The organism is Mesorhizobium sp. WSM4847, assembly GCF_055811335.1.
This window is the reverse complement of sequence record NZ_JBVVPY010000011.1, coordinates 71,326-98,132: the sequence shown is the minus strand read 5'-3', so window position 1 is coordinate 98,132 and position 26,807 is coordinate 71,326. Positions and strand designations below refer to the sequence as shown.

General features: G+C 62.6%; 25 protein-coding genes. 18 read left to right on the top strand and 7 right to left on the bottom strand.

Annotated elements, in window-relative coordinates:
• Positions 1 to 325 precede the first annotated feature (325 nt).
• The gene (locus tag AC0L28_RS17520; RefSeq protein WP_473478979.1) at positions 326 to 1,858 is read left to right on the top strand and encodes an NAD(P)H-hydrate dehydratase; all 1,533 of its coding nucleotides are present in this window, start codon (positions 326 to 328) and stop codon (positions 1,856 to 1,858) included.
• Positions 1,855 to 3,858, top strand: a complete 2,004-nt coding sequence (locus AC0L28_RS17515; protein WP_473478977.1) for a hypothetical protein — start codon at positions 1,855 to 1,857, stop codon at positions 3,856 to 3,858. Before AC0L28_RS17520 ends, AC0L28_RS17515 begins: the two co-directional genes overlap by 4 nt.
• A gap of 35 nt (positions 3,859 to 3,893) precedes the next feature.
• On the opposite strand, the gene AC0L28_RS17510 is transcribed toward AC0L28_RS17515, so the two are convergent.
• Complete coding sequence (locus AC0L28_RS17510) at positions 3,894 to 5,426, bottom strand: acyl-CoA carboxylase subunit beta (RefSeq protein WP_128169087.1); 1,533 nt, start codon at positions 5,424 to 5,426, stop codon at positions 3,894 to 3,896.
• Between the two features lie 769 nt (positions 5,427 to 6,195).
• On the opposite strand from AC0L28_RS17510, the gene AC0L28_RS17505 reads away from it, so the two are divergent.
• On the top strand, positions 6,196 to 7,617 hold the full coding sequence (locus tag AC0L28_RS17505) for a DEAD/DEAH box helicase (RefSeq protein ID WP_245277658.1): 1,422 nt from the start codon (positions 6,196 to 6,198) through the stop codon (positions 7,615 to 7,617).
• A 101-nt stretch (positions 7,618 to 7,718) separates the two neighbouring features.
• Here the strand turns inward: AC0L28_RS17505 and AC0L28_RS17500 are convergent, their stop codons facing one another.
• Both AC0L28_RS17500 and AC0L28_RS17495 read right to left on the bottom strand, forming a co-directional pair.
• A complete protein-coding gene (locus tag AC0L28_RS17500; RefSeq protein WP_023799260.1) occupies positions 7,719 to 8,693 on the bottom strand; it encodes an alpha/beta hydrolase in 975 nt (324 codons plus the stop codon).
• A gap of 95 nt (positions 8,694 to 8,788) precedes the next feature.
• Complete coding sequence (locus tag AC0L28_RS17495; RefSeq protein WP_287260776.1) at positions 8,789 to 9,610, bottom strand: SDR family oxidoreductase; 822 nt, start codon at positions 9,608 to 9,610, stop codon at positions 8,789 to 8,791.
• Positions 9,611 to 9,824: 214 nt separating this feature from the next.
• Here AC0L28_RS17495 and AC0L28_RS17490 point away from each other — a divergent pair, with 214 nt between their 5' ends.
• The 6 genes from AC0L28_RS17490 (at position 9,825) to AC0L28_RS17465 (ending at position 14,538) form a co-directional block, all read left to right on the top strand.
• Positions 9,825 to 10,859: a cysteine synthase A gene (locus tag AC0L28_RS17490; RefSeq protein ID WP_077377624.1), complete on the top strand. Its 1,035-nt coding sequence runs from the start codon at positions 9,825 to 9,827 to the stop codon at positions 10,857 to 10,859.
• Entirely contained in the window at positions 10,859 to 11,602 is a 744-nt protein-coding gene (locus tag AC0L28_RS17485; protein WP_077377797.1) for an alanyl-tRNA editing protein, read from the top strand. Before AC0L28_RS17490 ends, AC0L28_RS17485 begins: the two co-directional genes overlap by 1 nt.
• Before the next feature lie 51 nt (positions 11,603 to 11,653).
• Positions 11,654 to 12,505, top strand: a complete 852-nt coding sequence (sseA, locus tag AC0L28_RS17480) for a 3-mercaptopyruvate sulfurtransferase (RefSeq protein WP_287260778.1) — start codon at positions 11,654 to 11,656, stop codon at positions 12,503 to 12,505.
• Between the two features lie 5 nt (positions 12,506 to 12,510).
• A complete protein-coding gene (locus AC0L28_RS17475) occupies positions 12,511 to 13,074 on the top strand; it encodes a GNAT family N-acetyltransferase (RefSeq protein WP_023799255.1) in 564 nt (187 codons plus the stop codon).
• A 112-nt stretch (positions 13,075 to 13,186) separates the two neighbouring features.
• Positions 13,187 to 13,993 (top strand): 4-hydroxy-tetrahydrodipicolinate reductase, encoded by an 807-nt coding sequence (dapB, locus tag AC0L28_RS17470; protein WP_128169082.1) that lies wholly within the window; start codon positions 13,187 to 13,189, stop codon positions 13,991 to 13,993.
• Between the two features lie 77 nt (positions 13,994 to 14,070).
• Positions 14,071 to 14,538, top strand: coding sequence for a DUF1203 domain-containing protein (locus AC0L28_RS17465; protein ID WP_287260779.1), 468 nt, complete (start codon positions 14,071 to 14,073; stop codon positions 14,536 to 14,538).
• A gap of 221 nt (positions 14,539 to 14,759) precedes the next feature.
• Here the strand turns inward: AC0L28_RS17465 and AC0L28_RS17460 are convergent, their stop codons facing one another.
• Both AC0L28_RS17460 and ald read right to left on the bottom strand, forming a co-directional pair.
• Positions 14,760 to 16,061 (bottom strand): outer membrane protein, encoded by a 1,302-nt coding sequence (locus AC0L28_RS17460; RefSeq protein WP_287173857.1) that lies wholly within the window; start codon positions 16,059 to 16,061, stop codon positions 14,760 to 14,762.
• 201 nt (positions 16,062 to 16,262) lie between these two features.
• Entirely contained in the window at positions 16,263 to 17,378 is a 1,116-nt protein-coding gene (gene ald, locus AC0L28_RS17455; protein WP_091591151.1) for an alanine dehydrogenase, read from the bottom strand.
• A 159-nt stretch (positions 17,379 to 17,537) separates the two neighbouring features.
• Between ald and AC0L28_RS17450 the strand changes: the two genes are divergently transcribed.
• A complete protein-coding gene (locus AC0L28_RS17450) occupies positions 17,538 to 18,011 on the top strand; it encodes an Lrp/AsnC family transcriptional regulator (RefSeq protein ID WP_023799250.1) in 474 nt (157 codons plus the stop codon).
• Here AC0L28_RS17450 and AC0L28_RS17445 read toward each other — a convergent pair.
• Positions 18,008 to 18,664, bottom strand: coding sequence for a 5-formyltetrahydrofolate cyclo-ligase (locus AC0L28_RS17445; protein WP_128174463.1), 657 nt, complete (start codon positions 18,662 to 18,664; stop codon positions 18,008 to 18,010). The genes AC0L28_RS17450 and AC0L28_RS17445 overlap by 4 nt on opposite strands.
• A 241-nt stretch (positions 18,665 to 18,905) precedes the next feature.
• Here AC0L28_RS17445 and AC0L28_RS17440 point away from each other — a divergent pair, with 241 nt between their 5' ends.
• Positions 18,906 to 20,171 (top strand): NAD(P)/FAD-dependent oxidoreductase, encoded by a 1,266-nt coding sequence (locus AC0L28_RS17440; RefSeq protein ID WP_023799248.1) that lies wholly within the window; start codon positions 18,906 to 18,908, stop codon positions 20,169 to 20,171.
• Between the two features lie 207 nt (positions 20,172 to 20,378).
• Here AC0L28_RS17440 and AC0L28_RS17435 read toward each other — a convergent pair whose 3' ends face one another.
• A complete protein-coding gene (locus tag AC0L28_RS17435) occupies positions 20,379 to 21,635 on the bottom strand; it encodes an SAM-dependent methyltransferase (RefSeq protein ID WP_023799247.1) in 1,257 nt (418 codons plus the stop codon).
• A 243-nt stretch (positions 21,636 to 21,878) separates the two neighbouring features.
• Between AC0L28_RS17435 and AC0L28_RS17430 the strand changes: the two genes are divergently transcribed.
• From AC0L28_RS17430 to eno, 7 genes are all read left to right on the top strand, one after another.
• Positions 21,879 to 22,013 (top strand): hypothetical protein, encoded by a 135-nt coding sequence (locus AC0L28_RS17430; protein ID WP_023799246.1) that lies wholly within the window; start codon positions 21,879 to 21,881, stop codon positions 22,011 to 22,013.
• Between the two features lie 108 nt (positions 22,014 to 22,121).
• Positions 22,122 to 22,412, top strand: a complete 291-nt coding sequence (locus tag AC0L28_RS17425; protein WP_023799245.1) for a Dabb family protein — start codon at positions 22,122 to 22,124, stop codon at positions 22,410 to 22,412.
• Between the two features lie 207 nt (positions 22,413 to 22,619).
• Positions 22,620 to 23,531: a VOC family protein gene (locus AC0L28_RS17420; RefSeq protein WP_287260784.1), complete on the top strand. Its 912-nt coding sequence runs from the start codon at positions 22,620 to 22,622 to the stop codon at positions 23,529 to 23,531.
• On the top strand, positions 23,528 to 24,358 hold the full coding sequence (gene kdsA, locus AC0L28_RS17415) for a 3-deoxy-8-phosphooctulonate synthase (protein WP_023799243.1): 831 nt from the start codon (positions 23,528 to 23,530) through the stop codon (positions 24,356 to 24,358). The genes AC0L28_RS17420 and kdsA overlap by 4 nt, the downstream gene beginning before the upstream one ends.
• Before the next feature lie 101 nt (positions 24,359 to 24,459).
• Positions 24,460 to 24,663 carry a dodecin family protein gene (locus AC0L28_RS17410; RefSeq protein WP_023799242.1) on the top strand — a complete coding sequence of 68 codons (204 nt, stop codon included), beginning with the start codon at positions 24,460 to 24,462 and terminating at the stop codon, positions 24,661 to 24,663.
• 97 nt (positions 24,664 to 24,760) lie between these two features.
• Positions 24,761 to 25,126 (top strand): PRC-barrel domain-containing protein, encoded by a 366-nt coding sequence (locus AC0L28_RS17405; RefSeq protein ID WP_023799241.1) that lies wholly within the window; start codon positions 24,761 to 24,763, stop codon positions 25,124 to 25,126.
• Positions 25,127 to 25,529: 403 nt separating this feature from the next.
• Positions 25,530 to 26,804: a phosphopyruvate hydratase gene (gene eno, locus AC0L28_RS17400; protein ID WP_023799239.1), complete on the top strand. Its 1,275-nt coding sequence runs from the start codon at positions 25,530 to 25,532 to the stop codon at positions 26,802 to 26,804.
• Positions 26,805 to 26,807: the final 3 nt, after the last annotated feature.

The window sequence follows — 26,807 nt, the reverse complement described above, 5'->3', positions numbered from 1 at the left end:
GATGCCATGCCGCGTTGAGGGCTAAATTCGCGTCATTCGCTGCATTGGCTGCGTCATGGATACTGGGAACCTACACATTGTCGACGCTACCGTCCGCACAATAATTGGGCAGATAGAGCATTTCGCGGGCAATTGTGCTTCGAGGACGCCATTGTCCCTAACGATGTGCTTACAGATCGTGCCATTTCATCGCCGTTTGCTTCGAACCGAAAACTGGACAATGTTTGACCACAGGGATCGGGGTTTGACCACAGGGATCGGGGTTTGACCACAAGGATCGGGGTTTGACCACAGGATCGGCTTGAGCCAATGCGGATCGGCATCCATGAGCAATGAAATTCTGTCTCCGGCCGAAATGGCTGAGGCCGACCGGCTGACGATTTCCGCCGGACCATTCGACGGCATTGTCCTGATGCGCAATGCAGGTGGCGCAGTCGCTGCGGTGGTGCTCGCCCATTGTCCGGCTGCCAGGCGCGTCCACGTGCTGTGCGGGCCTGGCAACAATGGCGGCGATGGCTATGTCGTCGCCCGCATTCTAAGGGACAGCGCCGTCGACGTGTTGCTGTGGGCATCCGGCTCGCCCAAAGCCGGCAGCGACGCGGCGCTCGCCGCGTCGGAATGCCGGGTCAGTCCACGGCCGCTGTCGGAATTTGCTGCCGATAAAGGTTCGATCCTGGTCGATGCGCTTTATGGGGCGGGGCTGTCCAAGCCGCTGTCCGGTGATGCCGCCAGGGCGGTCGAGGTTGCGACAGAACTGAACCTGCCTGTCGTCGCGGTCGATCTGCCCTCAGGCGTGTCAGGCGACAGTGGCCAGATTCTCGGCCAGGCATTCCGCGCCCAATTCACGGTAACATTCGCGCGAAAAAAGCCCGGCCATCTGCTGTTGCCGGGGCGCGGGATGTGCGGCGAGCTGGTGCTTGCCGATATCGGCATTAGCGACGATATCGTTGCTCAGCTTGAACCGCTCACCTTCGAGAACATCCCGCCGATTTGGCTCGAAAATTTCCCAGTCCCAGCCGTCGACGCGCATAAATACAGGCGCGGCCATGTCGGCGTCTTTTCCGGCGGGCCATCGGCGACGGGTGCCGCACGGCTATCGGCGCTTGCCGCGGCCAGAAGCGGGGCAGGGGCGGTGACCGTGCTGTCGCCGGCGAATGCCGTGCAGGTGAATGCCGTGCATCTGACTTCGATCATGCTGCAAAAGGTCGACAGCATCGCGGATGTGCAGAAATTCATTGGCGACCGCCGGCCGTCGGCGTTCGTCCTCGGACCCGGATTTGGCGTCGGCGAAAAAACACGCGATTTTGCCCTCGACGTACTGGCCGCCGGACAACGGCAACACGGCAGGGTCGACGGGCTGGTGCTCGATGCCGATGGCATCACTTCGTTTCGCGATACGCCCGACGTTCTGTTCGAAGCCGCCCGTCGCCCGAACGCACCGGCGCTGGTGCTGACGCCGCATGAGGGCGAATTCGCTAGGCTGTTTGCGGACATCGCCGGAGCCAGGAACCTGTCCAAGCTGGCCAAGGCGCGCACTGCCGCCGCGCGCGCCGGCGCCATCGTCGTCTACAAGGGCGCGGACACGGTGATCGCGGCGCCCGATGGCAGGGCGGCGATCAACGGCAACGGCGCGCCATGGCTGGCCACCGCCGGTTCGGGCGACGTGCTGTCGGGCATCATCGCCGGCCTCCTGGCACAAGGCATGCCGGCTTTCGAAGCCGCCTGCGCGGCGGTCTGGATTCATGCTGAGGCCGGCAGCCGTTTCGGACCTGGGCTGATCGCTGAAGACTTGCCGCTGGCGCTGGTGCCGGTGCTGCGCGAGCTTGCCGAAAATCGCAACAGGATGACCGCTGAATGAACCGTCGGCTCGCCCTGATCGCCGTGATTCTCGCCAATTTTTTCTTGGCCAGCCTGGCGCGCGCCGAAGGTCCGGTGATGATCGTCGACGATCCGGCCGTGCTCGCCGCTCTCGACGCCAGGGGTTTTGATTTCGCCGGCATTTTCGATGTCGACGGCAAGGCCGACCTGAAGACGCTTTATGACAAGGCGCCGGCCTATCATCAGATCGTCGAAACGATTGCCGGCGATGTTACCGCGCTGCGCGCCGAGATGAAGGCTGGCGGGCGGTCGCTCTACGAAGTCACCGACGGCAATGTCGGCCGCATCATCGACATGCGCTGGCTGAAGACCGACGCTGCGCGCTTTCGGCTGGTCGGTGTCGTCAACCGGCTCGATCGGCGTGATTTCGCCGAAATACGAGGCGACGGGGGCTGCGGCGAGGTCCGTTTCATTTACCGCCTCGCCTACAGCTTCAAGAAAAATGGCAAGGTTCTGGCCTCGCGCCTGCCGTTCAATTTCAATGCCATCTATAGCGTCGCGCCGGACGCCGATGGCGGCTGCGTCGGCGTTGCCGGACGCTGGACGCCGCAGCTCGATGAGACCGTCGATATCGGCTGGCTCATCGGCGGGCCGCTTGAAAAGGCCGGGCTGAGCTTCAAGCAGCTCGAGCTCAACGCACAAATGGTGCGCTTTCCCTCCGGCCAGGAGACCGAATTTGGCGGGCAGGCTGCCTACCTCCTGCGGATTTTTGGCATCGATGGAGAGACGGTCAGCGAAAAGCCGCTGGAAAACACGCCGGATGTGGCGCTGCTCTCGGAAGACGCCGCGCTGAAAGCAAAACTTTCCGATTATATCAGCGCCAATGTCGCGGCGGTCGATCTCGGCGTCTACGAAATCCCGGATGAATTCCTGGCCAAGAAAGTCGTCTCGTGGTCGACTTTCGGCAGCGCAAGGCAGGCCAATCACCCGTTCACGCCGCTGTTCCATCCCGCGGATTTTTCCGGGCTGGACTATTCCGCGCTGAAGCTGCTGCGCACGCCGGAAGCGCTGGTCGAGCGGCTCGACAATGGCGCCTGCCAGGGTTGTCATCAGGCTGGTTCGACCGCCGGTTTCCATTTCATCGGCCACGACGACAAGACGACATCGCCGCTGAACCGCATCGAGGTCGGCATCTCGCCGCATCTTCATGCCGAGATGCCGCGGCGCGAAGCCTGGCTGCGTGCGACCGCCGACGGCAAGGAGCCGAACCGCCTCCGCCCGCTGTCCTTCGCGCCGCCGGCCGCATGGAAAGACGCCCGCGAGGTCGCTTACGCACCGGCCGAGATGGCGATGCCGTGTTTGATGCCGGAGGATGCGGCCCGCTTCGGCACGACCTGGCAATGCGGCGGCGGCACCGTCTGCACGGCGCTGGCGACGGCATCGGGGGTGCGGCCGAAACTGGCGCAATGCCTGCTGCCCAAGGACAGCGAAAAGATGTTTTCCGGCCATCCATGCCTGACCGGCTCGATCGCCAGCAACGGCACGCAGCCTTTCAATGACCGCTACAGCATTACAGGCCAGTTCGCGGCCTTCGCCACCGACATGTCGCGCACCGCCTACACCTGCCGGCCACCGAAGATCGGTGTGCCGGCCGGCATCGCCTATCGCGGATGCAATGACAAGGACCGTGCCTTTGCCGGCTTCAAGCCGGGCAAGCCGATGCCGAACGAGATCTGCGGCCTGGTCGGCGGCAAGAAATTCGACATCTGCGTGGCGACCAATAATTTCGACCAGTGCTTGGGCGGCGCCGTCAACCGCGGCAATCGGCCGGCTTGCTCGGCCGACCATTTCTGCCGCGAAGATTACATGTGCCAATCGCTGCCGCCCGATACGCCCGGTATCGGCAAGGTGAAAGGTGTCGGTTTCTGCTCGCCAACCTATTTTATCTTCCAGATGCGCATCGACAATCATGCCACCCCGTGGTCTGGAGCCGTCCGCGCGACGATGGGCGCTGGGTTCGGCGCCGCGGAAGCGGAGTGAGCTTTTGCGGTGGTCGCTTTCGCGACATCAGCGCCTCACAACGGAATGTTGTCGTGCTTCTTCCAGGGGTTCTGCATGTCCTTGTTGCGCAGCATGCGCAGCGCACGCGCAATGCGGCGGCGGGTCGAATGCGGCATGATCACCTCGTCGACATAACCGCGCTCGGCGGCGACGAAGGGCGACAGGAAGCGATCCTCGTAAGCCTTTGTATGTGCTGCGATCTTCTCAGCATCGCCGATGTCCTTGCGATAGATGATCTCGACCGCGCCCCTGGCGCCCATCACTGCGATCTGCGCCGTCGGCCAGGCATAGTTCATGTCGCCGCGCAGATGCTTCGACGCCATCACGTCATAAGCGCCGCCATAGGCTTTTCGGGTGATCACGGTGATCTTCGGGACGGTCGCTTCGGCATAGGCGAACAAGAGCTTGGCGCCGTGCTTGATCAGGCCGCCATATTCCTGTGCGGTGCCGGGCAGGAAGCCTGGCACGTCGACGAAGGTGACGATCGGAATCGAGAAACAGTCGCAGAAGCGCACGAACCGCGCCGCCTTGCGACTGGCGTCCGAATCGAGCACGCCGGCCAGCACCATCGGCTGGTTGGCGACGAAGCCAACCGTGCGCCCTTCGACGCGCCCGAAACCGGTGACGATGTTTTTCGCAAAATCCTGCTGGATCTCGAAGAAATCACCCTCATCGGCAACTTTAAGGATCAACTCCTTGATGTCGTAGGGTTTATTGGCATTGTCGGGGATCAGTCGGTCGAGCGACAGATCGTCATCGGTGACCGACTGATAACACTCGATCTCGGGGATTTCAGCCGTGTTGGAGGCAGGCAGCAGATCGACCAGTCGGCGCATCTGCAGCAGCGCCTCGACGTCATTGTCGTAAGCGCCATCGGCGATCGACGACTTCGTCGTGTGGACCAAGGCGCCGCCGAGGCTCTCGGCGGTTACCGTCTCGTTGGTGACGGTCTTCACCACGTCCGGGCCGGTGACGAACATGTAGGAGGTGCCGCGCACCATGAAGATGAAGTCGGTCATTGCCGGCGAATAGACGTCGCCGCCGGCACAAGGGCCCATGATCACTGAAATCTGCGGGATGACGCCGGAGGCGAGCACATTGCGCTGGAAGATCTCGGCATAGCCGCCAAGTGCTGCCACGCCTTCCTGGATGCGGGCGCCGCCGGCGTCGTAGAGGCCGATGATCGGCGCGCGGTTGCGCAGCGCCATCTCCTGCACCTTGACCACCTTTTCGGCGTGGGCCTCGGACAGCGAGCCGCCGAACACGGTAAAGTCCTTGGCAAAGACATAGACCGGCCGGCCATTGACGGTACCCCAGCCGGTGACGACGCCGTCGCCGGCGATCTTGGTTTTTTCCATGCCGAAATCGGTTGAGCGATGCTCGACATACATGTCGAACTCCTCGAACGAGCCTTCGTCGAGAAAGACGTCGATGCGTTCGCGCGCGGTGAGTTTGCCCTTCTTGTGCTGAGCGTCGATACGGGCCTTGCCACCGCCCATGCGCGCCATGGCGCGGCGGCGCTCGAGTTCCTTCAGCACGTCCTTCATCGCTCGATCCCCAAAAGAAGCTGATTTGTGGTAATCATGGCGGTAAGCGAGCGCAAGCGCCGCTTTTCGGCCTGCTTTGTTTTCGCAACGCTGGCGTGCTTTCGCCGCCGATCGATACGCTGGCGGGCATAGCTGGCCGTCTGTTAGGTGCGGCTTACCAACCGCTCTCGCTTCGCTTGTTGGGGCAGCGTCCGCCGCAAACGGGCCGATCTCAGCGGCAAATCACTGACCTTCGAGATTAGCCGAAGCATCCCTCCACTTCGTCATCCTAGGGCGGAGCAAGGAGCGAAGCGACGCGGCGCAGACCCTAGGATGACGAAGGCGCGGATTGGATCTGGCCAATCGCCAGCGTATCGGGTGAAAGACACTCAAATAGAAGTTCTGTTCGTCCAGCATGGGGCGAGGGAATGGCCGGGTGAAGTTTGAGCAGACGTTCACGGCTGCTCTTCTTGACTGGTTCGCTGCGCTGCAACATGACGGCCCTTGCATTTCGCGGCGAACTGGGCCATATGCGGCGGCATAGGCGCTTGGGCCGGACTATCCGGCCTTCTCGACGAATGAGACTGGTTGCGTCTGTTTTCCCTCTTTCCGACATATCGGCAAGGCGGCGAAAAAGCCCCGTGGCATGATGCCTGCGGGCACGACAGCGCAGCCGTGCGGACGATAACGTCCGCCCGCCTTGTCGTTTTCATGACAGTTTTTTTGACGGCAGGTTGCGCCCTGCCGCCATCGATGTTTGCGGCCAGGAGCCGCGTGAAAGAAGAATATTTTGACCAACGAAAACACTCTGACCGGCAAGAACACTCTGCCCGGTAAAGACACTGGGGAACTTTCGGGTTTCGCAGCACTTGGCATTACGGGCGCGCTGCTCAAGGCGACCCATGGCGCAGGCTTCACCGAGCCGAAGCCGATCCAGGCCCAGGCGATCCCGCCGCAGCTGGAAGGCCGTGACATTTTCGGCATCGCCCAGACCGGTTCGGGCAAGACCGCGGCGTTCGCGCTGCCGATCCTGTCGAAGATCATCGCGCTCGGCACCAAGCGCCGGCCAAAGACCGCTCGTGCGCTGATCCTGGCGCCGACGCGTGAGCTCGCCGTGCAGATCGAAGAGATGATCAAGCTGCTCGCCAAGGGCGCGCATGTCTCGACAGCACTCGTGCTTGGCGGCGTCTCGCGCTTCAGCCAGGTGAAGAAGATCGCTCCCGGCGTCGACATTTTGATTGCCACGCCCGGCCGGCTGACCGATCTGGTGCGTGAGGGCGACCTCGTGCTTGCCGACACCAAATGGCTGGTGCTCGATGAAGGCGACCGCATGCTCGACATGGGCTTCATCAACGACGTCAAGCGCATCGCCAGGGCGACCGCGCCGGACCGTCAGACGGTGCTGTTCTCGGCGACCATGCCGGCCGAAATCGCCGAGCTGGCGAAAGGCCTGCTGAAGAACCCGATCCGCGTCGAAGTGGCGCCGCACAGCACTGCGGCGGCCGAGATCGTACAGGGCGTCGTCTTTGCCCGCACCAAGCAGAAGCGCCAGGTTCTGGCGACGATGCTCGCCGACCAGGCGATGAAGTCCGTCATCATCTTTTCGCGCACCAAGCATGGCGCCGACAGGGTGACCAAGGATCTCGAGCGCGATGGCTTCAAGGCCGCCGTCATCCACGGCAACAAGTCGCAGAACGCCCGTCAGAAGGCGCTGAACGATTTCCGCGAGGGTTCGGTGCGCATTCTTGTTGCGACCGATATCGCGGCGCGCGGCATCGACGTGCCCGGCATCAGCCATGTGGTGAATTTCGACCTGCCGGACGAGGCAGAGAGCTATGTCCACCGCATCGGCCGCACCGGCCGTAACGGCATGGACGGCATCGCCATCACGCTTTGCGACCCGTCCGAGAACAGCAAGCTGCGCCAGGTCGAGCGCATCATCCGCACCAAGCTGCCGATCGTTGCCGATCATCTCGGCAGTCCCGACCCGCAGCGCAATCCTGCCGAAAAGAACGAGCGCAGCTTCGAGCCGGCCAACGACCGCAGCGGTCGTCGCGACGGCAGGCGGCCGGGCGGCCACAACAACGGCAACAAGCGCTTCGGCGACAAGCCGGCCTTCGCCGGCGAGCGCAAGCCGGAAGGCGCCAAGGCGTTCAAGGGCAACAACAAGCGTCGTTTCGGCGGCAAGCGGCCAGCAGCGCGGGCTGCGTAACCAGATAGTGCATCCGGCCCGCGCCGGTCGGCTCGGCCCGGCTGCTCACAATTGAAAAAGGCGATCGGAGCGATGCTTCGGTCGCCTTTTTCGCCTGAGACCTACTTCACCACCGCCTGTACCCACACGACAATGCGCTGCGCCAGGAAAGCTGTGGTTGCTGGCGACAGCGCGTCTCCGGCAATGACATGATTGTCCCGATCGCCGGTATCGTCGACCGGCACCAGTTCGTGCGCCGCGCCCCAGCGCCCGGCGATGTCGCGGGTGCGGTCCGGCCGCACGATCTTGTCCGAATCGGAAAAGATGAACAGGGCAGGGATGGTCGCCTTCTCCACCGGCGCGCCATTGGCCAGCTCGGTCAGCGCCACCATCGGCAGCGTCGCCGCGATCGGATAGCGCCAGGTCCAGAATTTCTCGTGCAGCGCATTGCGCGGCACGAAGCTGCGCTCCTTGCCGGCGACCAGCTCGGCGATCTCTCGGCCCCACGGCATGGTCAGAAGTTCGGCGCCGGAAGCCTTGACGCCGAAATTCGGCGAGATGAATGCTATGGCCGCCACCCCGTCCGATGCGCCCGGCTGCGTCGCAGCCCAGGCTGCCAGCGAGCCGCCGGTCGAGGTGGCGATGACGATCACCTTGTCGCCGATCGCTCGGCCGATGGCGAGCGCTTCCTCATAATCGTTGATCCAGGCGTTGACGCTGCCGTCCGCCATCGCGGCACCGCCCTGTCCGTGACCGGTGAGACGGGTGTAGTAAAGATTGGCGTCGAGCCCTTCGGCCACCTCGTCGGGAAGCGGACGAACCTCGCCCTTCGACGCCGAAAAGCCGTGGATATAGACGATCGACAGCGGCGTCCTGGCGTGAACCATCGGATTGACCCAGATGATTTCCTTTTCCAGCCCGTCGTGGATATCAGGTACGGCCGCCTCCTTGCGTGCCAGGTAGGCTTGCGGGTCATCGCCGATCACGGAAGGATCGAAGCGGATCGTGATGTCGGCTGGGGCGCGCGGGCCGAAGACGTAGGCAAGGACGAGAATGACGGCGAGACCCAATACCGCAAGCACGATCCGTCGCCCCATCGCAGACTCCATGCAATTAATCTCAACCTATGGCCACGATGGCAAACAGGCAACGACGTCCCGCCGGCGGCGGGAGCGCCAACTTGATGGCCGGTCTATTCGCTCGGCGGCTTGCGGTCGAAATTCAGCGGACGCGCCTTCCAGCGGGTCGCGGTGCTGATGACCCATCGGCAGAACGGTCTCGGCAGGATTCTGAGCAGCTTCAGGCCCCAGCACAAGCGCCACGGGAAGGTGACTTCGAAGCCGCCGGATTTGATGCCGCGCGCCATGCGGCGCGAGGCGCGATTGACGGGCATCAGCCCGGGCATCGGCAGCAAATTCTTCTCGGTCAGCGGGGTGTCGACGAAGCCCGGGTTTATCACCTGGATGCGGACGTTCATCTTGTCGAAATCGTACTTCAGCGACTCGGCGAGGATATTGATCGCCGCCTTGGTGCCGCCATAGGCGGCCGTGGTCGGCCAGCCGAAATAGGCAGTGACCGAACCGACCAAGACGATATGGCCGCGCGCGCGGACGCGCATGCGCTCGATGACCGGCACCAGGCCATTGATGATGCCGAAATAATTGACATCGAAGGACTGGCGAAATCCACGGGCAGTGAGGTCTTCGCCGACGGTCGCAATATAGCTCCCGGCATTGAACACGGCCAAGACGATCGGGCCGAGATCCTTCTCGATCGCCGCGACCGTCCTTGCCATGCGTTCTTCGTCGGTGACGTCGCAAGGATAGGCCGTGACGTGGCCCGGCATCTGCGCCGTCTCGACAACAAGCGTGTCGATCGGATCGTCGTCGAGCGCCGTCACCGCGACGACATAGCCTTGCGCCGCAAGGTCCTTGGCCAGTGAACGGCCGATGCCGCTGCTGCCGCCGTTAATCCAGGCGACGCCGTGCTTCGGGTCGGCCCGATAGAGTGTCATGCTATGCCCTGCGACTTTTTCTTAGCCTGTGCTCTAGCGGTGAAGAAATCGGATGAAAAGAGCGCTTTTCAATGGTGAGCTTCAATGATTGGCTCAACGCAACATCTGTTTTAGGAAATTGCAGCCCGGAAATGCCGCTGGATCAGGCAAATTCTTGCCTTGAAACCCAAGCTTCGGGTTTCTAGGGTTCGGCCGCAAGCATAAAGGAATCTCCATGCCCCGTTCTGTGATCGAAGCGATCGGCAATACACCTCTGATCCGCCTCAACAAAGCCTCGGAAGAAACCGGCTGCGAGATCCTGGGCAAGGCCGAATTCATGAATCCGGGCCAGTCGGTCAAGGACCGTGCCGCGCTGTTCATCATCCGCGACGCCGAGCAGCGCGGACTTTTGAGGCCGGGCGGGGTGATTGTCGAGGGGACGGCCGGCAACACCGGCATCGGATTGACGCTGGTTGCCAAGGCGCTTGGCTACCGCACCGTAATCGTCATCCCGGAGACGCAAAGCCAGGAGAAGAAGGACACGATCAGATTGCTCGGCGCCGAGCTGATCGAGGTGCCTGCCGTTCCCTACAAGAACCCCAACAATTATGTGAAACTGTCGGGCCGTCTGGCCGAGCAGATGGCCCGGTCCGAGCCGAACGGCGCGATCTGGGCCAATCAGTTCGACAACGTCGCCAACCGTGATGGCCATACCCGCACCACGGCGGAAGAAATCTGGGCCCAGACCGGCGGCAAGGTCGATGGTTTCGTCTCGGCGGTCGGCTCCGGCGGAACACTGGCAGGGGTCGCCTTCGGGCTCAAGGCCAGGAGCAAGGACGTCAAGATCGCGCTCGCCGATCCGCTCGGTGCGGCGCTCTACAGTTTCTACACCAGCGGCGAGCTGAAATCCGAAGGCAGCTCGATCACCGAAGGCATCGGGCAGGGGCGGGTCACCGCCAATCTGGAAGGGTTCACGCCGGATTTCTCCTTCCAGATTCCGGACGAGGATGCACTGCCGATCGTCTTCGACCTGATCCAGGAGGAAGGCCTGTGCGTCGGCGGCTCGACCGGCATCAACATTGCCGGCGCGATCCGGCTGGCACGTGAGATGGGTCCCGGCCATACCATCGTGACCGTGCTTTGCGACTACGGCACGCGCTATCAGTCGAAATTGTTCAACCCGGAATTCCTGCGTCAGAAGCAGCTGCCGGTGCCGGGCTGGATGGAACAGCGGAGCACAATCTCGGTGCCGTTCGAAAAGGTTGCGTGATGGCTTACAGGACGGATGCCCTGTTTCGCGACGACGCCTATCTCAGGACGGCTGATGCCGTGGTTGTCGCCGTCAACGACCGTGGCGGCATCATTCTGGACCGGACGATCTTCTATGCCACGTCGGGCGGGCAGCCTGGCGATACGGGCACCCTCGAACGCGCCGACGGCAGCCTGATCGCTGTTGCCGCCACCATCACCGGTGAGACCAAGGATGACATCATCCATGTGCCGCCGCCTGAGCAGGCGGTGCCTGAGGTCGGTGAGCCGGTAAAGCTTGCCCTCGATTGGCAGAGGCGGCATCTTCTGATGCGCATGCACACAGCCTGCCACTTGCTTACCGTCGTCTGCCCGTTCCCGATCACCGGTGCCTCGGTTTCCGAGGACGACAGCCGTATCGATTTCGATATTCCGGATGCCGGCTTCACCAGGGAAGACGTGACGGCCCGGCTGATGGAATTGGTGCGGGCCGACCACCCGGTCTTTGTCAGGCTGATCACCGACGAGGAGTTGGCGGCCAATCCGGGACTGGTGAAATCGAAGAATGTTCGGCCGCCGGTCGGCACGGGCAAGATCCGCTTGGTCTGCATTGGCGAGAACGCCTCGATCGACAGCCAGCCTTGCGGCGGCACTCATGTGAAGAGCACTGGAGAAGTCGGCGAGATACATATCGGCAAGATCGAGAAGAAGGGTCGCGAGAACCGGCGCTTCCGAATACGCTTTGGACCAATGCCGCCGGCCTGATAAACAGCCGGCCTGATAAACAGATTGTCGAAGGCGGGCAGGAGAAGAACAATGGCCGAAGACAGCCCTTTCACCGTCGATGCGGACTGGTTGCAGAAGCGCCTCGGCGAGCCTGGCCTGACCATCGTCGACGCGTCCTGGTATTTGCCGGCGCAGAAACGCGACGCGCGCGCCGAATATGACGCAGCGCACATTCCGGGCGCCCGTTTCCTGGATCACGATGCGATCTCGGATCCTGATTCCCCACTGCCGCACACGCTGCCGTCGCCGCAGCATTTCGCCCAGTATGTCGGCGCCATGGGCATTTCGGCCGACGACACCATCGTTGTCTATGACGGCCCGGGCTTCTTCTCGGCGCCGCGCGCCTGGTGGATGTTCCGTGTCATGGGGGTGTTCCAGGTCTACATATTGGACGGCGGCTTCGATCGCTGGAAAGCGGCTGGACGGCCGGTGACGGCGGAGCCGACGAAGATCGCGCCTTGCGTGTTCCATGCCGACTTCGATGCCGCTCGCGTCGCCAGCCTGGCCGACATGCGCCGGATCGTCGAGACCGGAGAAAGCCAGATCGCCGATGCGCGTTCGCCTGGCCGGTTTGCCGGTACCGAGCCGGAGCCTCGCGCCGGCGTCCGCTCGGGCCATATGCCCGGCGCGCGCAATGCGCCGTTTTCGGCGCTTGCCGAGGATGGCGAGTTGCTGTCGAAAGACCGGTTGCGCAAGGTGATCGAGGACGCCGGCATCGACCTGTCAAAGCCGGTCGTCACCTCTTGCGGCTCAGGCGTTACGGCGGCGGCGATCACGCTGGCGCTCGAGACGCTAGGCCACACCGACAACAGGCTCTACGACGGTTCATGGACCGAATGGGGTGGGCTTGGCGATACGCCCCTCGTGACGGGCAAGGACTGACTGTGATGGAAAACGGCGCGCTTGACGACATCGAGGTCACGGTGACGTTTCTCGAAATGCATGCGCCGCCGGCCTATTCGCCGCCGCTGCCGTACAACCGCCAGATCGCATTGCTAAAAACCAAGGACATTCCGCTGCATTTCTACCGCTATTTGATGGATCGGGTGGGCCGCAAATGGCACTGGGTCAATGTGCTGAGGCTGAGCGACGAGGAGCTTTCTGCCGGGATCCATCGCGAGGACCGCGATATCAGGGTGCTGTATCTCGACGGCTCGCCGGCCGGCTTTTTCGACCTGAAGCCACATCTGCCGGGAGAAGTGGAACTGGCCTATTTCGGCATGATGGAGCACGCCACCGGCCAAGGCATCGGCCGCTGGTTCCTGGGTGCGGCGATCGACGCCGCCTGGTCGCACGGACCAAGGCGGGTGACGGTGCAGACCTGCACGCTCGACCATCCGGCGGCATTGCCGCTCTATCAGAAGCTCGGCTTTGAACCGGTCGCGCAAAAGAAGGAGATGGTGCATCCAATGACCTTCGCCGAACGTGCGGCCAGCGTCATGCGGCCATGATTTTCTCCGCAGACTGAATTTCATCGATGCTTCAGCTCGGAGGCAAACTGTTGGAGCGTTCGCCACGCATCCAAGGGAACGCGTGGCGCTCGAAATGGCGATGGGAGGATCAATGACGATTCGGGTGGTGATGGCCGGTGCGACCGGCTGGGTCGGCAAGGCACTGGTTCCGGCGATCGGGGCGCAAGGCGACATGGCGCTGGCCGGTGCCGTGTCACGCAGCGGCGCTGGGCAGGATTCAGGCCTGCTGGTCGGCCTGTCGGCAAACGGCATCATCGTTGCCGCCTCGCTGGCCGAGGCAATGGAGGTGCCCTCGGACGTGCTGGTCGACTACACCAAACCGCATGTCGTGAAGGACCATGCGCTGCTGGCCATCGAAAACGGACGGCACGTGGTGATCGGCACCTCGGGGCTGGGTGCGGCCGATTTCGGCGAGATCGATGCTGCAGCCCGCGCCAATCGTGTCGGCGTCATTGCCGCCGGCAATTTTTCGATCACCGCCACGCTGATGAAGCGGTTTGCCCTGATGGCGGCGAAATACGTGCCGGATGTCGAGGTCATCGACTATGCCAGCGCCAAAAAGCCCGACGCGCCGTCCGGCACGGCGCGCGAGCTTGCCGAAGCGCTGGCCGATGTCCGCAAGGCTTCGACCGCGCGGCCGGTCTCGGAGGTCTCCGGTGTGCCGGGAACGCGCGGTGCGGCGGTTGGCACGGGCGAGGGGGTGCAGGTGCATGCGCTTCGCCTGCCTTCCTACATCCTGTCCTGCGAAGCGCTGTTCGGCCTGCCCGACGAGCGGCTGACCATCCGCCACGACGCCGGCTCGTCCGCTGCCCCTTATGTGGCCGGGACGCTGCTCGCCATCCGGCGGGTACAGGAGATCACAGGGCTGGTGCGCGGTCTCGACGCGCTGATGGACTGATCCAGATTGGCAGGAATCGGGTGGGAAGCGCTGGCGCAGCGACGTAATTTCCGGTCGATGACATCGGAGATTTCACCATGACCATCCAGTTCAAGGCCTTGCCCACGGAATGCGTCAGAGCTTTGCAGCGCGGCGGGCCGGACGCCTATGGCCTGATCCCAGAGCGGAAAATATCCGACGGTGACGGCGTGCCTTGCCGCCACTGCCTGAAGAACGTCGCCGCTGGAGAAGCCTACCTTGTCCTGGCTTATCGGCCATTCCCGCAATTGCAGCCTTATGCCGAGACCGGCCCGATCTTCCTCCATGCCGAGCCTTGCGAGTGCGCTGCCGAGGCCGAGGCGCTTCCCGAAATTCTCGAAGGCAGCGACTACATCGTGCGCGGTTACGGCAGCGACGATCGCATCGTCTACGGCAGCGGCGGCGTCATCCCAACGGCCGCTATTGCGGCACGGGCCGAGAGTTTGTTCGAGCGCGACGACATCGCCTATGTGCATGTTCGCTCGGCACGCAACAACTGCTATCAGTGCCGGATCGAGCGCGCGTGACCGGATCGGTCGCAGCTGTCGTACGCCTGTCGCAATGTCGCGTTATGGAATGATTGTCGATCGATTTGCCGACCGCGGATGAACCGGCGGGAGATCTCGATATCAGAGGAAGCGGGGCTTTGGCTCCGCTTTTTTGCTGCCTGCATTATATTTCTTTACCCAAAGAAAAAGCCCGCCGGAATGACCGACGGGCTTTGACTGTTGTCTGGACGGCTCGAAAATTAGTTGAACTTGTACTTCGCACCAATGCGGACGGTATGGAACGAAGGCGTCGAGGTGAGAGTGTCGTCCGGCAGCCCAAGTTCCGACGAGAAATCCTCCTCGGAGAACTGCGAATAGCGGTACTCGAGGCCGACGGTCACGTTGCTGGACATGGCCGTTTCCAGACCACCACCCACCGAGAAGCCGCTGGAGTCCCAATCGAGGATATCGCCGATCGGCGAAGACGCGTTCAGATCGAAGTGCTGCCAACTGTAACCACCGAGCACGTAGGCGAGGGTTGATTCGTTGACTTTCATACCGACGCGGGCAAGCACATCGAAGCCGTAATCGGTATCCAGATTGATCGATCCGCCTGGAAGTTCCAACTCGGAAGTCATGCCGGAGTAGCGGGCATCCACCATGACACCTGCGACCCAGCTGCCGAAATCATGGTCATAGCCGACGTTCAATTCGCCGAACACACCTTCGCCGCCGAGCCCGTTGAACTCGAGCCCGCCAAGCGGCGGAACCTCGATCTGATGCACCGACGCACCCGCGCCGGCGGCGCCGCCGACGTAGAAGCCGGTCCAGTTGTAGGCAGGCGCTTCAAAAGAGGCGACGCCGCCATTCTGGGCGCCAAAGCGATAGTTGGCCCCGACCTGGAACGTATGCCGCGACGTGTCGATATTGAGGGCGCCATCCGGCAAACCGAACTCGGAAAGCAGATCATCATTGGTACCGAAGCGGGTATAGCGATATTCTGTCTTGATGGTCCAGTTGCTGTTGATGGCCGTTTCAACGCCGGCTCCGACGAAGTAACCGCTCTGGTCCCAATCCAGGTCAAAACCAGCGTTGGTGTCGAGTTTGTATTTCTGCCAGGAATAGCCGCCGAGCACATAGCCCAACGTGTTCGGCGTGAACAGGTAACCGGCTCGCAGACCAGCATCGAAACCGTAGGTCTCGCGGACCGAAGCCTCTAGTCCAGCTACATCGAGCGTGGTTTCAATGTTGCCGATATGGGCGTCCAGGAGTCCGCCGATCAGGAAGCGCGGCGACACCATATAGTCGTACCCAACGGTCAGTTCACCGTATACGCCTTCACCACCAATGCCGTTCAACGAGAAGCCCGGAAGGAAATCGCTGCTGAGCTCGTGGACATTGGCGCCGGCGCCAACGCCGAAGCCGACATAGATGCCACTCCAGTTGAAGGCCGACGTTTCGACCACCGGCACAAGCGCGTCGGCGGCCTGAGAAGCCGATCCGAGCGCCAGTACGGAAACCGCGCCAAGAAGAAGAGATTTTGCGAATCGTTTGCTGGTCATTGCCCCTGCCTTTTGAAAAACCCGTCAGCCGTCTAGCACCTGCCCACGCCGGCGGATGTAACAAAAAAGCCACAACAATGACACATTGCAAGCAAAACGGGTAAAGCCGGCCGGCCTAGCGCAATTCGTGAAATTTTCTTGTGGAAAAAAGAGCCGCCGGGGGCGTCGGCGGCTCTTTCGGGAGAGGATCGAGCGGCGGGTTCAGGCGGCGAGAACGGCCTTCGGCTCGACCAGTTCATAGCCGAGCGATTCGGCCACCGCGCGGTTGGTGATCTTGCCCTTGTGGACATTGAGGCCGTTGCGCAAATGATGATCGTCGACCAGCGCCTTCAGGCCTTTGTCGGCGAGCTGCAGGCCGTAATGCAGCGTCGCGTTGTTCAACGCCTGGGCCGAGGTGACCGGCACCGCGCCCGGCATGTTGGCGACGCAATAGTGAACGACGCCGTCGACCTCATAGGTCGGGTCGGCATGAGTTGTGGCGTGCGAGGTCTCGAAGCAGCCGCCCTGGTCGATGGCGACATCGACCAGCACCGAGCCTTTCTTCATTCCCGACAGCATTTCGCGCGAAACGAGTTTTGGCGCGGCGGCACCCGGGATCAGCACGGCGCCGACGACGATGTCGGCCGAAAAACATTCCTCTTCCAGCGCCTCGACCGTCGAGTAGCGGGTGTGGACGCGGCCGCCGAAGATATCGTCGAGTTGGCGCAGCCGCGGGATCGAGCGGTCGATGATGGTGACGTCGGCGCCAAGGCCGGCCGCCATCCGTGCGGCATGCAGGCCGACAACGCCGCCGCCGAGCACAGTGACCTTGCCAGGCAGCACGCCGGGCACGCCGCCGAGCAGAACGCCGCGGCCGCCATTGGCCTTCTGCAGCGCGGTGGCGCCCGCCTGGATCGACAAGCGGCCCGCGACTTCCGACATCGGCGCCAGCAGCGGCAGGCCGCCGCGGTCGTCGGTGACCGTCTCGTAGGCGATGGCCGTCACGCCCGAGGCCAGCAGGCCCTTGGTCTGCTCCGGATCCGGAGCGAGATGGAGATAGGTGTAGAGGATCTGGCCGTCACGGAGCTGGACCCATTCGTTGGGCTGCGGCTCCTTGACCTTGACGATCATGTCGGACTTGGCAAACACGTCGGCGGCCGTCTTGGCGATGGTGGCGCCGGCGGCGCGATAGGCGTTGTCGTCGGCGCCGATGCCGGCGCCGGCGCCGGTCTCGACCAGCACTTCGTGGCCATGCGCGACATATTCGCGGACCGATCCCGGCGTCAGGCCGACGCGGTATTCGTGGTTCTTGATTTCCCGGGGGCAGCCGACGCGCATCTTCTTCTCCTCCTGATCCAGCCTTTTGGGGCATGTTCGCTGTTGAGAGACAGTGAACCACGAATCGTCGCGTAGGTGTTTGCGAATACGCTTGCGCAAGACGGTGCGGTTCGATAATCGTTGCGTAAAACAGCTGGATTGTCGCAGGAATCCCGAAAAATGCCGCTCGACAGGATTGATATCGCCATCCTCGAAACGTTGCAACGGGATGGGCGGATACCCAACGCGGCGCTTGCCGAGAAGGTCGGCCTGTCGCAGTCGGCCTGCTCGCGGCGGCTCGACAATCTGGAGAAATCCGGAACCATCCGCGGCTACCACGCCCGGCTTTCCAATGCCGCTCTTGGCCACCAGATGACGGCGATCGTGCATATATCGCTGTCGGGGCAATTCGAAAAGACACTGTCGGATTTCGAGGCGGCGATAAAGCGCTGCCCGAATGTGTTGTCCTGCCACCTGATGTCGGGTGAATACGATTATATCCTGCGCATCGCGGCAAAGGACCTCGTCGACTATGAGCGCATCCACAAGGAATGGCTGTCGGCAATGCCGCATGTGACGAAGATCAACTCGTCGTTCGCCTTGCGCGAGATCGTCGACCGGACGGCGGTCGGGATGAAGCCGGAACTTGCCTAGGCTTTGAAAGCCTCCGTTACCACCCGGTCCATCGGGATATCATGCGGCTGCGGGTAGATGGTGGCGATGCGCTGCAGTTCGTAGCCGACACCGATGACCAGCGGCTTGAACGGCATCGCCGCCAGCGTGCGGTCGAAGAAGCCGCCGCCATAGCCCAGCCGATACTGTCCCGGATCGATGCCGACGATCGGCGAGATGACGATGTCGGGCAGCACCGGATCGCCTTCAGCCGGGATCGGGATATTCCAGACACCTTTTTCCAGCCGATCGCCCGGAACGTAGGCGCGAAAGATAAGCGGGCGGGCTTTTTCGACGACAACAGGCAGCGCGGTACGGCCGCCGCGGTCATTGACGGAAGCCATCCAGGCCCGCAAATCCGGCTCGCCGCGGAACGGCCAGTAGAGGCTGACCATGCGGCCGGCAATGTCGCCGATCATCGCGTCGAGGCTTTCGCCGATGCGCTGCGACATTGCCGTCCGCACGTCAGCCGGGACAGCGAGGCGGGCCGCAATCAGCCGCTCGCGCTCGGCCTTGCGCCATCGTTTCACGTCGTTCCAATCGGATAGGGGCGGCCGGAATTCCGGGTCGAACTCGTGCATGAAGCAAGGCGGCGAGGAATATCGCCCCGGACCGTCGTCATGATCGCTAGCCAAGTTCCTCTCCTTTCGTCTGCTTTCGATGAAATTATACTCGGCGGCAGGATGGGGCATGTACAACAGCGACATGTTAGGGCCGGCAGTAGGCAAAGTCGGATGTTGTTGCGGTGCACAAAAGTAGCTACATCAGCCTTGGCGAAATTGCTCCCCAGTCTGCCCTCACGGCCAACTGCCCTCACGGCCCACCTGCTCTCCCGGCCAACCTGCTCCCGGCCAGCCTGCTCCCGGAGTGAATGAGATGAACGAAACCAGACATCATGTCGTCGTCGTCGGGGCGGGCTTTGGGGGTCTCGAATTCACCCGCGCGCTTGACGGTGCGCCGGTGCGCATCACCATGATCGACAAGCGCAACCATCATCTTTTCCAGCCGCTGCTCTATCAGGTGGCGACTACGGCGCTGGCGACCTCGGAAGTCGCCTGGCCGATCCGCCATCTTCTGCGCAAGCGCAAGGATGTGACGACACTGCTCGCCACTGTCAGCGGCGTCGACCGCGCCGGCAAAAATGTGCTGCTCGATGATGGCGACGCGATCGCCTACGACACGCTGCTGCTGGCCACCGGCGCCCGCCACGCCTATTTCGGCCATGACGAATGGGAGCCTTTCGCACCGGGGCTAAAGACGCTGGAGGACGCCACCACCATTCGACGGCGCATTCTGCTCGCCTTCGAGCAGGCCGAGCGGGAAAGTGATCCCGCCAGGCGCCAGGCGCTGCTGACACTGGCGATCGTCGGTGGCGGACCGACCGGCGTGGAACTGGCCGGCACCATTGTCGAACTGGCGCACGAGATGCTGCGCGGCGAGTTCCGCAACATCGATACGCGGCAGACGCGCGTGGTGCTGATCGAGGCCGGCGACCGTATCCTTCCCAATTTCGCGCCGGAACTCTCCGACTATGCCAGCAAGGCGCTCGAGCGGCTTGGCGTGACGGTCGAACTCGGTCGGCCCGTGACACGTTGCGACGCGGAGGGTGTCGTCTTCGGTGAAACGCATCTGCCGGCCAGGACTATCCTGTGGGCAGCAGGCGTCGCCGCTTCGCCGGCCGCCGAATGGCTGGGGGCGGCAGCGGACCGCGCGGGCAGGGTGCTGGTCGAGCCTGATCTGACCGTGCCGGGCAACCCGGAGATTTTCGTCGTCGGTGACGCTGCACACGTCCTGCGGCCGGATGGCCGCATGGTGCCCGGCGTAGCACCCGCCGCCAAGCAGCAGGGCCGGCATGTCGCCGCGACGATCAAGGCCCGGCTTGCCGGCGACGCAGCCCCGCGGCCTTTCCGCTACAGGCATGACGGCGATCTGGCGACGATCGGCAAGCGCGCCGCCGCGATCGATTTCGGCTGGATCAAGCTCACCGGCCGGCTGGCCTGGTGGCTTTGGGGCCTGGCGCACATCTATTTCCTGATCGGCTTCCGTAACCGGCTTGCGGTTTCGCTGAGCTGGCTATGGATCTACCTGACAGGGCAGCGCAGCGCGCGGCTGATCACCCAAGGCGACGACGACAGGAACTGACGTCTCCGCCCGCGCACATGCATCCGCACGTCATCTGTTCCCTTATGGACTCGACCGGATTCAGGCGCGAAGCTATGCTTCGGTCAGGACTTGGCACGCTGTTGAAGGCTGGCACGTCGTTGAACAGCAGCCGCCTCGAACCGCACCATCGACTTGATGTTCGACGGAGAACCAATTGATCCCATGCGGAAATTAGTCGTCGCCACCCTAAGCCCTGTAAACCACCTGGCGGACATCGATGTAGCTGGCGCGGAAGCCGGCTTCGCAATAATGCAGGTAAAACTCCCAGAGCTTCTTGAAGCGGTCGTCGAAACCGAGCGGGACGATCTTTTCCCATGACCCACAAAAACGGTGGCGCCATTCGGCGAGCGTGCGGGCATAGTCGTCCGGGAAAATGCGCTCGCGCAGATGAGCAAGGCCATGGTCTTTGCCGAGCGTTTTCAGGATCGACGGCGTCGGCAGCATGCCGCCCGGGAAGACGTAACGCTGGATGAAATCCGGCCGGGCGCGATAGGTATCGTAGGCTTTCTCGTTGATGGTGATGATCTGCAGGCCGGCGGTGCCGCCAGGCCGCAGGCAATCCTTCATCTTGCCGAAAAACACGGGCCAGTACTTTTCGCCGACCGCCTCGAACATCTCGATCGAGGCGATGCGGTCGTAGGAACCGGTTTCGTCGCGGTAGTCCTGCAGCTTGATGTCGATCTTGTCGGCAAATCCAGCCTTCTGGACGCGTGCTCTGGCGAAGTCATGCTGCTCGCGGCTGATCGTCAGCCCGGTGACGCGGCAGCCGATCTCGCGCGCGGCGAATTCGGCAAAACCGCCCCAGCCGCAACCGATTTCAAGCACGTGGTCGTTCGCGCCGATGCCCGTGTCCTTGGCCAGCGCGCGATATTTGGCGGCTTGCGCGCTTTCCAGATCGTTGGCGCCAGCCGCATAGAGCGCGGACGAATAGGTCATGCTCGGATCCAGCCATTCCTTGTAAAAGGCGTTGCCGAGATCGTAATGCGCCGAAATGTTGCGCTTCGAGCCGGTGCGGGTGTTTTGGTTGAACCAGTGGCGGACACGCTGGACGGCGTTGATCAACCAACTGGCGCCGCCGGCGATGCGCTCTCCGATTTCTGAATTGACTACGAACAGTTCGAGGAAACTGGTCACATCGGGGCTGTCCCAATCGCCGTCGATGTAGGATTCGGCGATGCCGATGGTGCCGCCGGTGAAGGCGCGGCCGGGCAAGCGCCAGTTCTTGAGCACCAGTTCGGCGTCCGGACCCGGGCCCTTGCCGCCGACGAGGACGGCGCGGCCGTCCGGCATCCTCACCTTGAGCGAGCCACGCTGCAGGTTCATCGCCGCCGACAGCACCATGCGCGCCTTGGCCGGCAGGCCTTTGACGGTCTCGGCGAAATTGAATTCGTCCAATCTGACCGCGTCGCCCGACGCAACGCCGGTGTCTTCCTTGTGAGCCATGTCACGCCCCCGGGACTTCTGCGGCGCCGGCGCAAAATCGCCGGTTTCCAACTCTCTCGCAGTTCATCGGCAGGGCGCGAACGCCGCTTCCCGATGAATCCCCGCAGCAATCTTTCACGTCATCAAGGGGAACTTCAAGAGCCAAGGCAAGCGAGCACGGATCATGGAAAGATTTTGGGGGAGGGCGCTGATCAACGCCGGAATCACTATGGTTGCAGCCACCCGGATGCAGTAGTTTTAGCCATGCGTTATGTCATCGTCATCTGCGCCGTCACGTTCTTCCTGATCTGGGACGGGCTCTACAATCAGGGCAGCTATCTCGACACCACGGTCAGGGAGATTAACCGCATCGTGCGCTACATCACCAGCATGATGTAGGTTTCCTCGCCTTCGCCCCAACGCGTTGGTGCCGCGACATCGTTGCCGATTGACGCGATCGTGTCGCCCACACAAAACATGCCTGCACATCGATCGAGGAGGCTGGGGTTGATCCGGCATATCGTTTTCTTCAGCGCACGGCACAAAGAGGATGTCGAGGCCGTACGCACGGGCTTGCTGGCGCTGGGCAACATCCCCCATTCCCGTCAGTTCGAGGTGACGCTCAACAGCAAGGTCGACCCGCTTTCGGACGAGATCGACGTGGTCGTCTATGCCGAGTTCGAGGATGACGCCGCTCTGGCCGCCTACAAGGCGCATCCGCTCTATGCCGAGACAACCAGCCAGGTCAAACCGCTGCGCGAATTGCGCTATTCGGCGGACATTGTGGCTGCGACTTGAAGGGAAACTGACCGAAGCAGGAGCGCACCCGTCTGCGGCCATTGGTTCGGTCGGATCAGCGCCCTGCCGCTTTCGCGCGTCGCCAAGGCAGCGTGGCCAAGAACAGCCATCGCGCGTCCGCTGCCGCCATGAAATCCCTGCGCGTCAGGCGAGGGCCCTTGAACCAACTTCCGGAATGATGCACACCGCGCCGGCATGACCGAGACGATGCCAGCACGCCCTCATTCGCCCGGCGCTTATCCGCCCGGCGCTTGTCCGCTTGACCATCTTGTGCTGCCGACCGCGAGCCTCGACGTGGCGCGGGCGCGGCTGGTTTCGCTTGGCTTTGTTGTGGCGCCGACCGGCATCCATCCTTTCGGCACGGAAAACTGCTGCGTCTTCCTTGAGGACGGCACCTATCTCGAGCTGCTGGCAGTGGGCAATGCGCAAGCGGCGGCGAAAGCGGTCGCTGACGGCAACGTCTTCGTCGCGCGCGATCGTGCCTATCGCGACAGCTGCGGCAATGAGGGATTTTCCGCCCTTGTCCTGGGCACCCAGAATGCCGATGCCGAACACGCACGCTATGTCGAAGCCGGCCTGTCGGCTGGAGACATGCTGAGCTTTTCGCGCGCCTTCACCGACTCGGCGGGAAACAGCGACACGGCATCGTTCAAACTGGCCTTCGCCTCCGGCACCGGGGCGACGGATGCATTCCTGTTTGCCTGCGAGCGGATCAATGCGCCGAAAGTGGACCGGAGCGCGCTGCAGGTCCACGCCAATGGCGCAACCGGCATCATCGAAGTCGTGGCGGTCAGCACCGAGCCAGCCGAACAGCACCGATTGATTTCGATCGCGACGCGCAGTCCGGCGACCGGGCAGGGGAGCAGCACCGCGCTTGACCTGCCGAACGCGACCTTGACCCTGCTTGACCCCGCCGCCTTCGAAACGCGCTTCGGCATACCTGCCGGCGCGCCATCGGACCTCCGCTTCGCGGCGATCGTCTTTTCAGTTGGTTCCGCCGACACGGTCGCCAGGCTGCTTGCAGCAAGTTCCGTCGAACATGACATACGCGGCGATGATATTGTCGTGCGGCCGGCATCCGGGCAGGGTGCGGCCTTCGTTTTCCAGGAGAAAGCATGAGCAAGCCCAATTCGTCCGTAACCGTCGGCAATGTCGTCTTTGGCAACAGCGCGCCGCTGTCGCTGATTGCCGGCCCGTGCCAGCTTGAATCGCGCCAGCACGCCTTCGACATGGCTGGCGCGCTGAAGGAACTGACCGAGAAGCTCGGGCTGGGCCTCGTCTACAAGACCAGTTACGACAAGGCCAACCGCACCTCGCTTGGCGGCACGCGCGGCGCCGGGCTCGATGCGGCGCTGCCCGTCTTCGACGATTTGCGCAAGGCGTTTTCGCTGCCGATCCTGACCGATATCCACACCGAGGAACAGTGCGCGCTCGTGGCGCCGCATGTCGATATCCTGCAGATTCCGGCTTTCCTCAGCCGCCAGACCGATCTGCTGATCGCGGCGGCAAGAACCGGCAAGGTCGTCAATGTGAAGAAGGGCCAGTTCCTCGCGCCGTGGGACATGAAGAACGTCGTCGCCAAGGTCACCGGTTCCGGCAACGCCAATGTGCTGGTCACCGAGCGCGGCGCGTCCTTCGGCTACAACACGCTGGTGTCCGATATGCGCGCCCTGCCGATCATGGCCGAGATCGGCGCGCCGGTGATTTTCGACGCCACGCATTCGGTGCAGCAGCCGGGCGGGCAGGGCGGCTCGTCAGGCGGCGATCGGCGCTTCGTCGAGACGCTGGCGCGCGCCGCGGTTGCGGTCGGTGTCGCCGGCGTCTTCATCGAGACGCATCAGGATCCCGACAACGCCCCCTCCGACGGTCCCAACATGGTGCCGCTGAAGGACCTTCGGGCGCTGCTTGAAAGGCTGATGGCATTCGATCGCGTCGCCAAGGGCTGAGCAAGTTCAGCGGCCCAGCCCTAAGTCCGACCCGAAACTTGTGATCAACAGGCGCCAGTTGTACGCTACCCAGGCAACCGAGTGCCTTGGAGGAGGAAGCCATGTCCGTCGCCCGCGTCACCGAAATCACATCATCGTCGAATAAGAGTTTTCAGGACGCCATCGAACAGGGGATTGCCCGCGCCGCAAAGACTTTGAAGAACGTCGAAGGCGCCTGGATCCAGGACCAAAAGGTCGTCGTCGAGAACGGCACGATCTCCGCCTACCGCGTCAACATGAAGGTCACCTTCATCCTCGCTGAGTGATCAGCCCTGTACGTATGACCGCGTCCATAAAAGTCTGGAACCTTCGCAGCCCTCTCCTCATTGTCGAAGCTGAAGTGAACGACAAGAGGAGCACATCATGACAACCCAGACAGGACACACTGAAGCCATCGCTGCCTCGCGGGTGATCGGCACTTCCGTCTACAACACGGAAGGCACGCACATCGGCGACATCGAGGATGTCATGCTCGACAAATTGTCGAATGGAATCATGTTTGCCGTGATCGGCTTTGGCGGATTTCTCGGCATCGGCGAGAAATACCACGCCATTCCGTGGGCGAGCCTCGACTATGACGAGAACAAGGGCGGCTATGTCGTGCCGTTCACCAAGGAGCAACTGAAGGCAGCTCCCGCCTATTCGATCAACGAATTGACGGGCGCCGACGGCGAGGCCGCGCGTGATGCTTCATACAGTTACTACAGGGTCGAGCCTTATTGGCATTGATCTTGCTCTGCCGGAATCAAAAGGCCCCCGGTTGAACCGGGGGCCTTTTCTCTGGGATATCTACTCCGCTGCAATGGTGGACAACTCTACCGCGCCCTGTTGAGGCTGCTGAGTGTCACACGACGTCAAAAACGCCGCCGCGATCAGGAACAAACTCACAATACCGCTCAACTGAGACATGGCGAAACTCCTCCTGTTTCGCCCCGCGCAGCTGTGAGCATAAACCAGAAAGCCGCATGCCGCCAAGGCCTATGACTGACATGACTTATGATGACAGCAATTTGTGCTTCGTGATTCGATGTGGCGGAAGTGGCGGCACTATTTGCGGACGCCCCGATTGCGTTTTGCGGCACTTTGGCTAAGACGTGCGCGACGCTTCGTCAGATCAATCGGGGACATCGCAATGACTGCCATCATCGACATTGTCGGGCGCGAAATCCTGGACAGCCGCGGAAACCCGACCGTCGAGGTCGACGTCGTGCTCGAAGACGGCTCGATGGGCCGCGCTGCGGTGCCTTCCGGCGCCTCGACCGGCGCGCATGAGGCGGTCGAGCTGCGCGACGGCGGCGCCCGCTACCTCGGCAAGGGCGTCCTGCGGGCGGTAGAGGCCGTCAATGGCGAGCTGTTCGAGGCGATCGGCGGGATGGAAGCCGAGAACCAGATCCACATCGACCAGACCATGATCGAGCTCGACGGCACACCCAACAAGAGCCGCCTCGGCGCCAATGCGATCCTTGGCGTGTCGCTGGCGGTGGCCAAGGCTGCGGCGGAAGCGGCTGGCCTGCCGCTCTACCGCTATGTCGGCGGCACTAAGGCGCATGTGCTTCCGGTGCCGATGATGAACATCATCAACGGTGGCGCCCATGCCGACAACCCGATCGATTTCCAGGAATTCATGATCCTGCCGATCGGTGCGCCGACACTGCGTGACGGCTTGCGCTGGGGTTCGGAAATTTTCCATACGCTGAGGAAGCGGCTGAAGGACGCCGGCCACAACACCAATGTCGGCGACGAGGGTGGCTTCGCTCCTAACTTGAAAAGCGCGCCCGCAGCGCTCGATTTCATCATGGAATCGATCGAGAAGGCCGGCTTCAAGCCGGGCGAAGAGGTTGCGCTCGGCCTCGACTGCGCCGCGACCGAATTCTTCAAGGACGGCAACTACGTCTATGAAGGCGAGAAAAAGACCCGCGATCCGAAGACCCAGGCCAAGTATCTGGCCAAGCTCGCCGCGGACTATCCGATTATCACCATCGAGGATGGGCTGGCCGAAGACGACTGGGACGGCTGGAAAACGCTGACCGACCTCATCGGCAACAAGACCCAGCTGGTCGGCGACGATCTGTTCGTCACCAATACGGCCCGGCTGCGCGACGGTATCCGCATGGGCGTCGCCAATTCTATCCTGGTCAAGGTCAACCAGATCGGCTCACTGACCGAAACGCTCGATGCCGTCGAGACCGCGCACAAAGCCGGCTACACCGCGGTCATGTCGCACCGCTCGGGCGAAACCGAAGATTCGACCATCGCCGATCTCGCCGTCGCCACCAATTGCGGGCAGATCAAGACGGGTTCGCTGTCGCGGTCGGATCGCATGGCCAAGTACAATCAGCTCATCCGCATCGAGGAAGAGCTCGGCAAGCAGGCGCTCTACGCCGGCAAGTCGATCGTGAAGGGCTGAGCC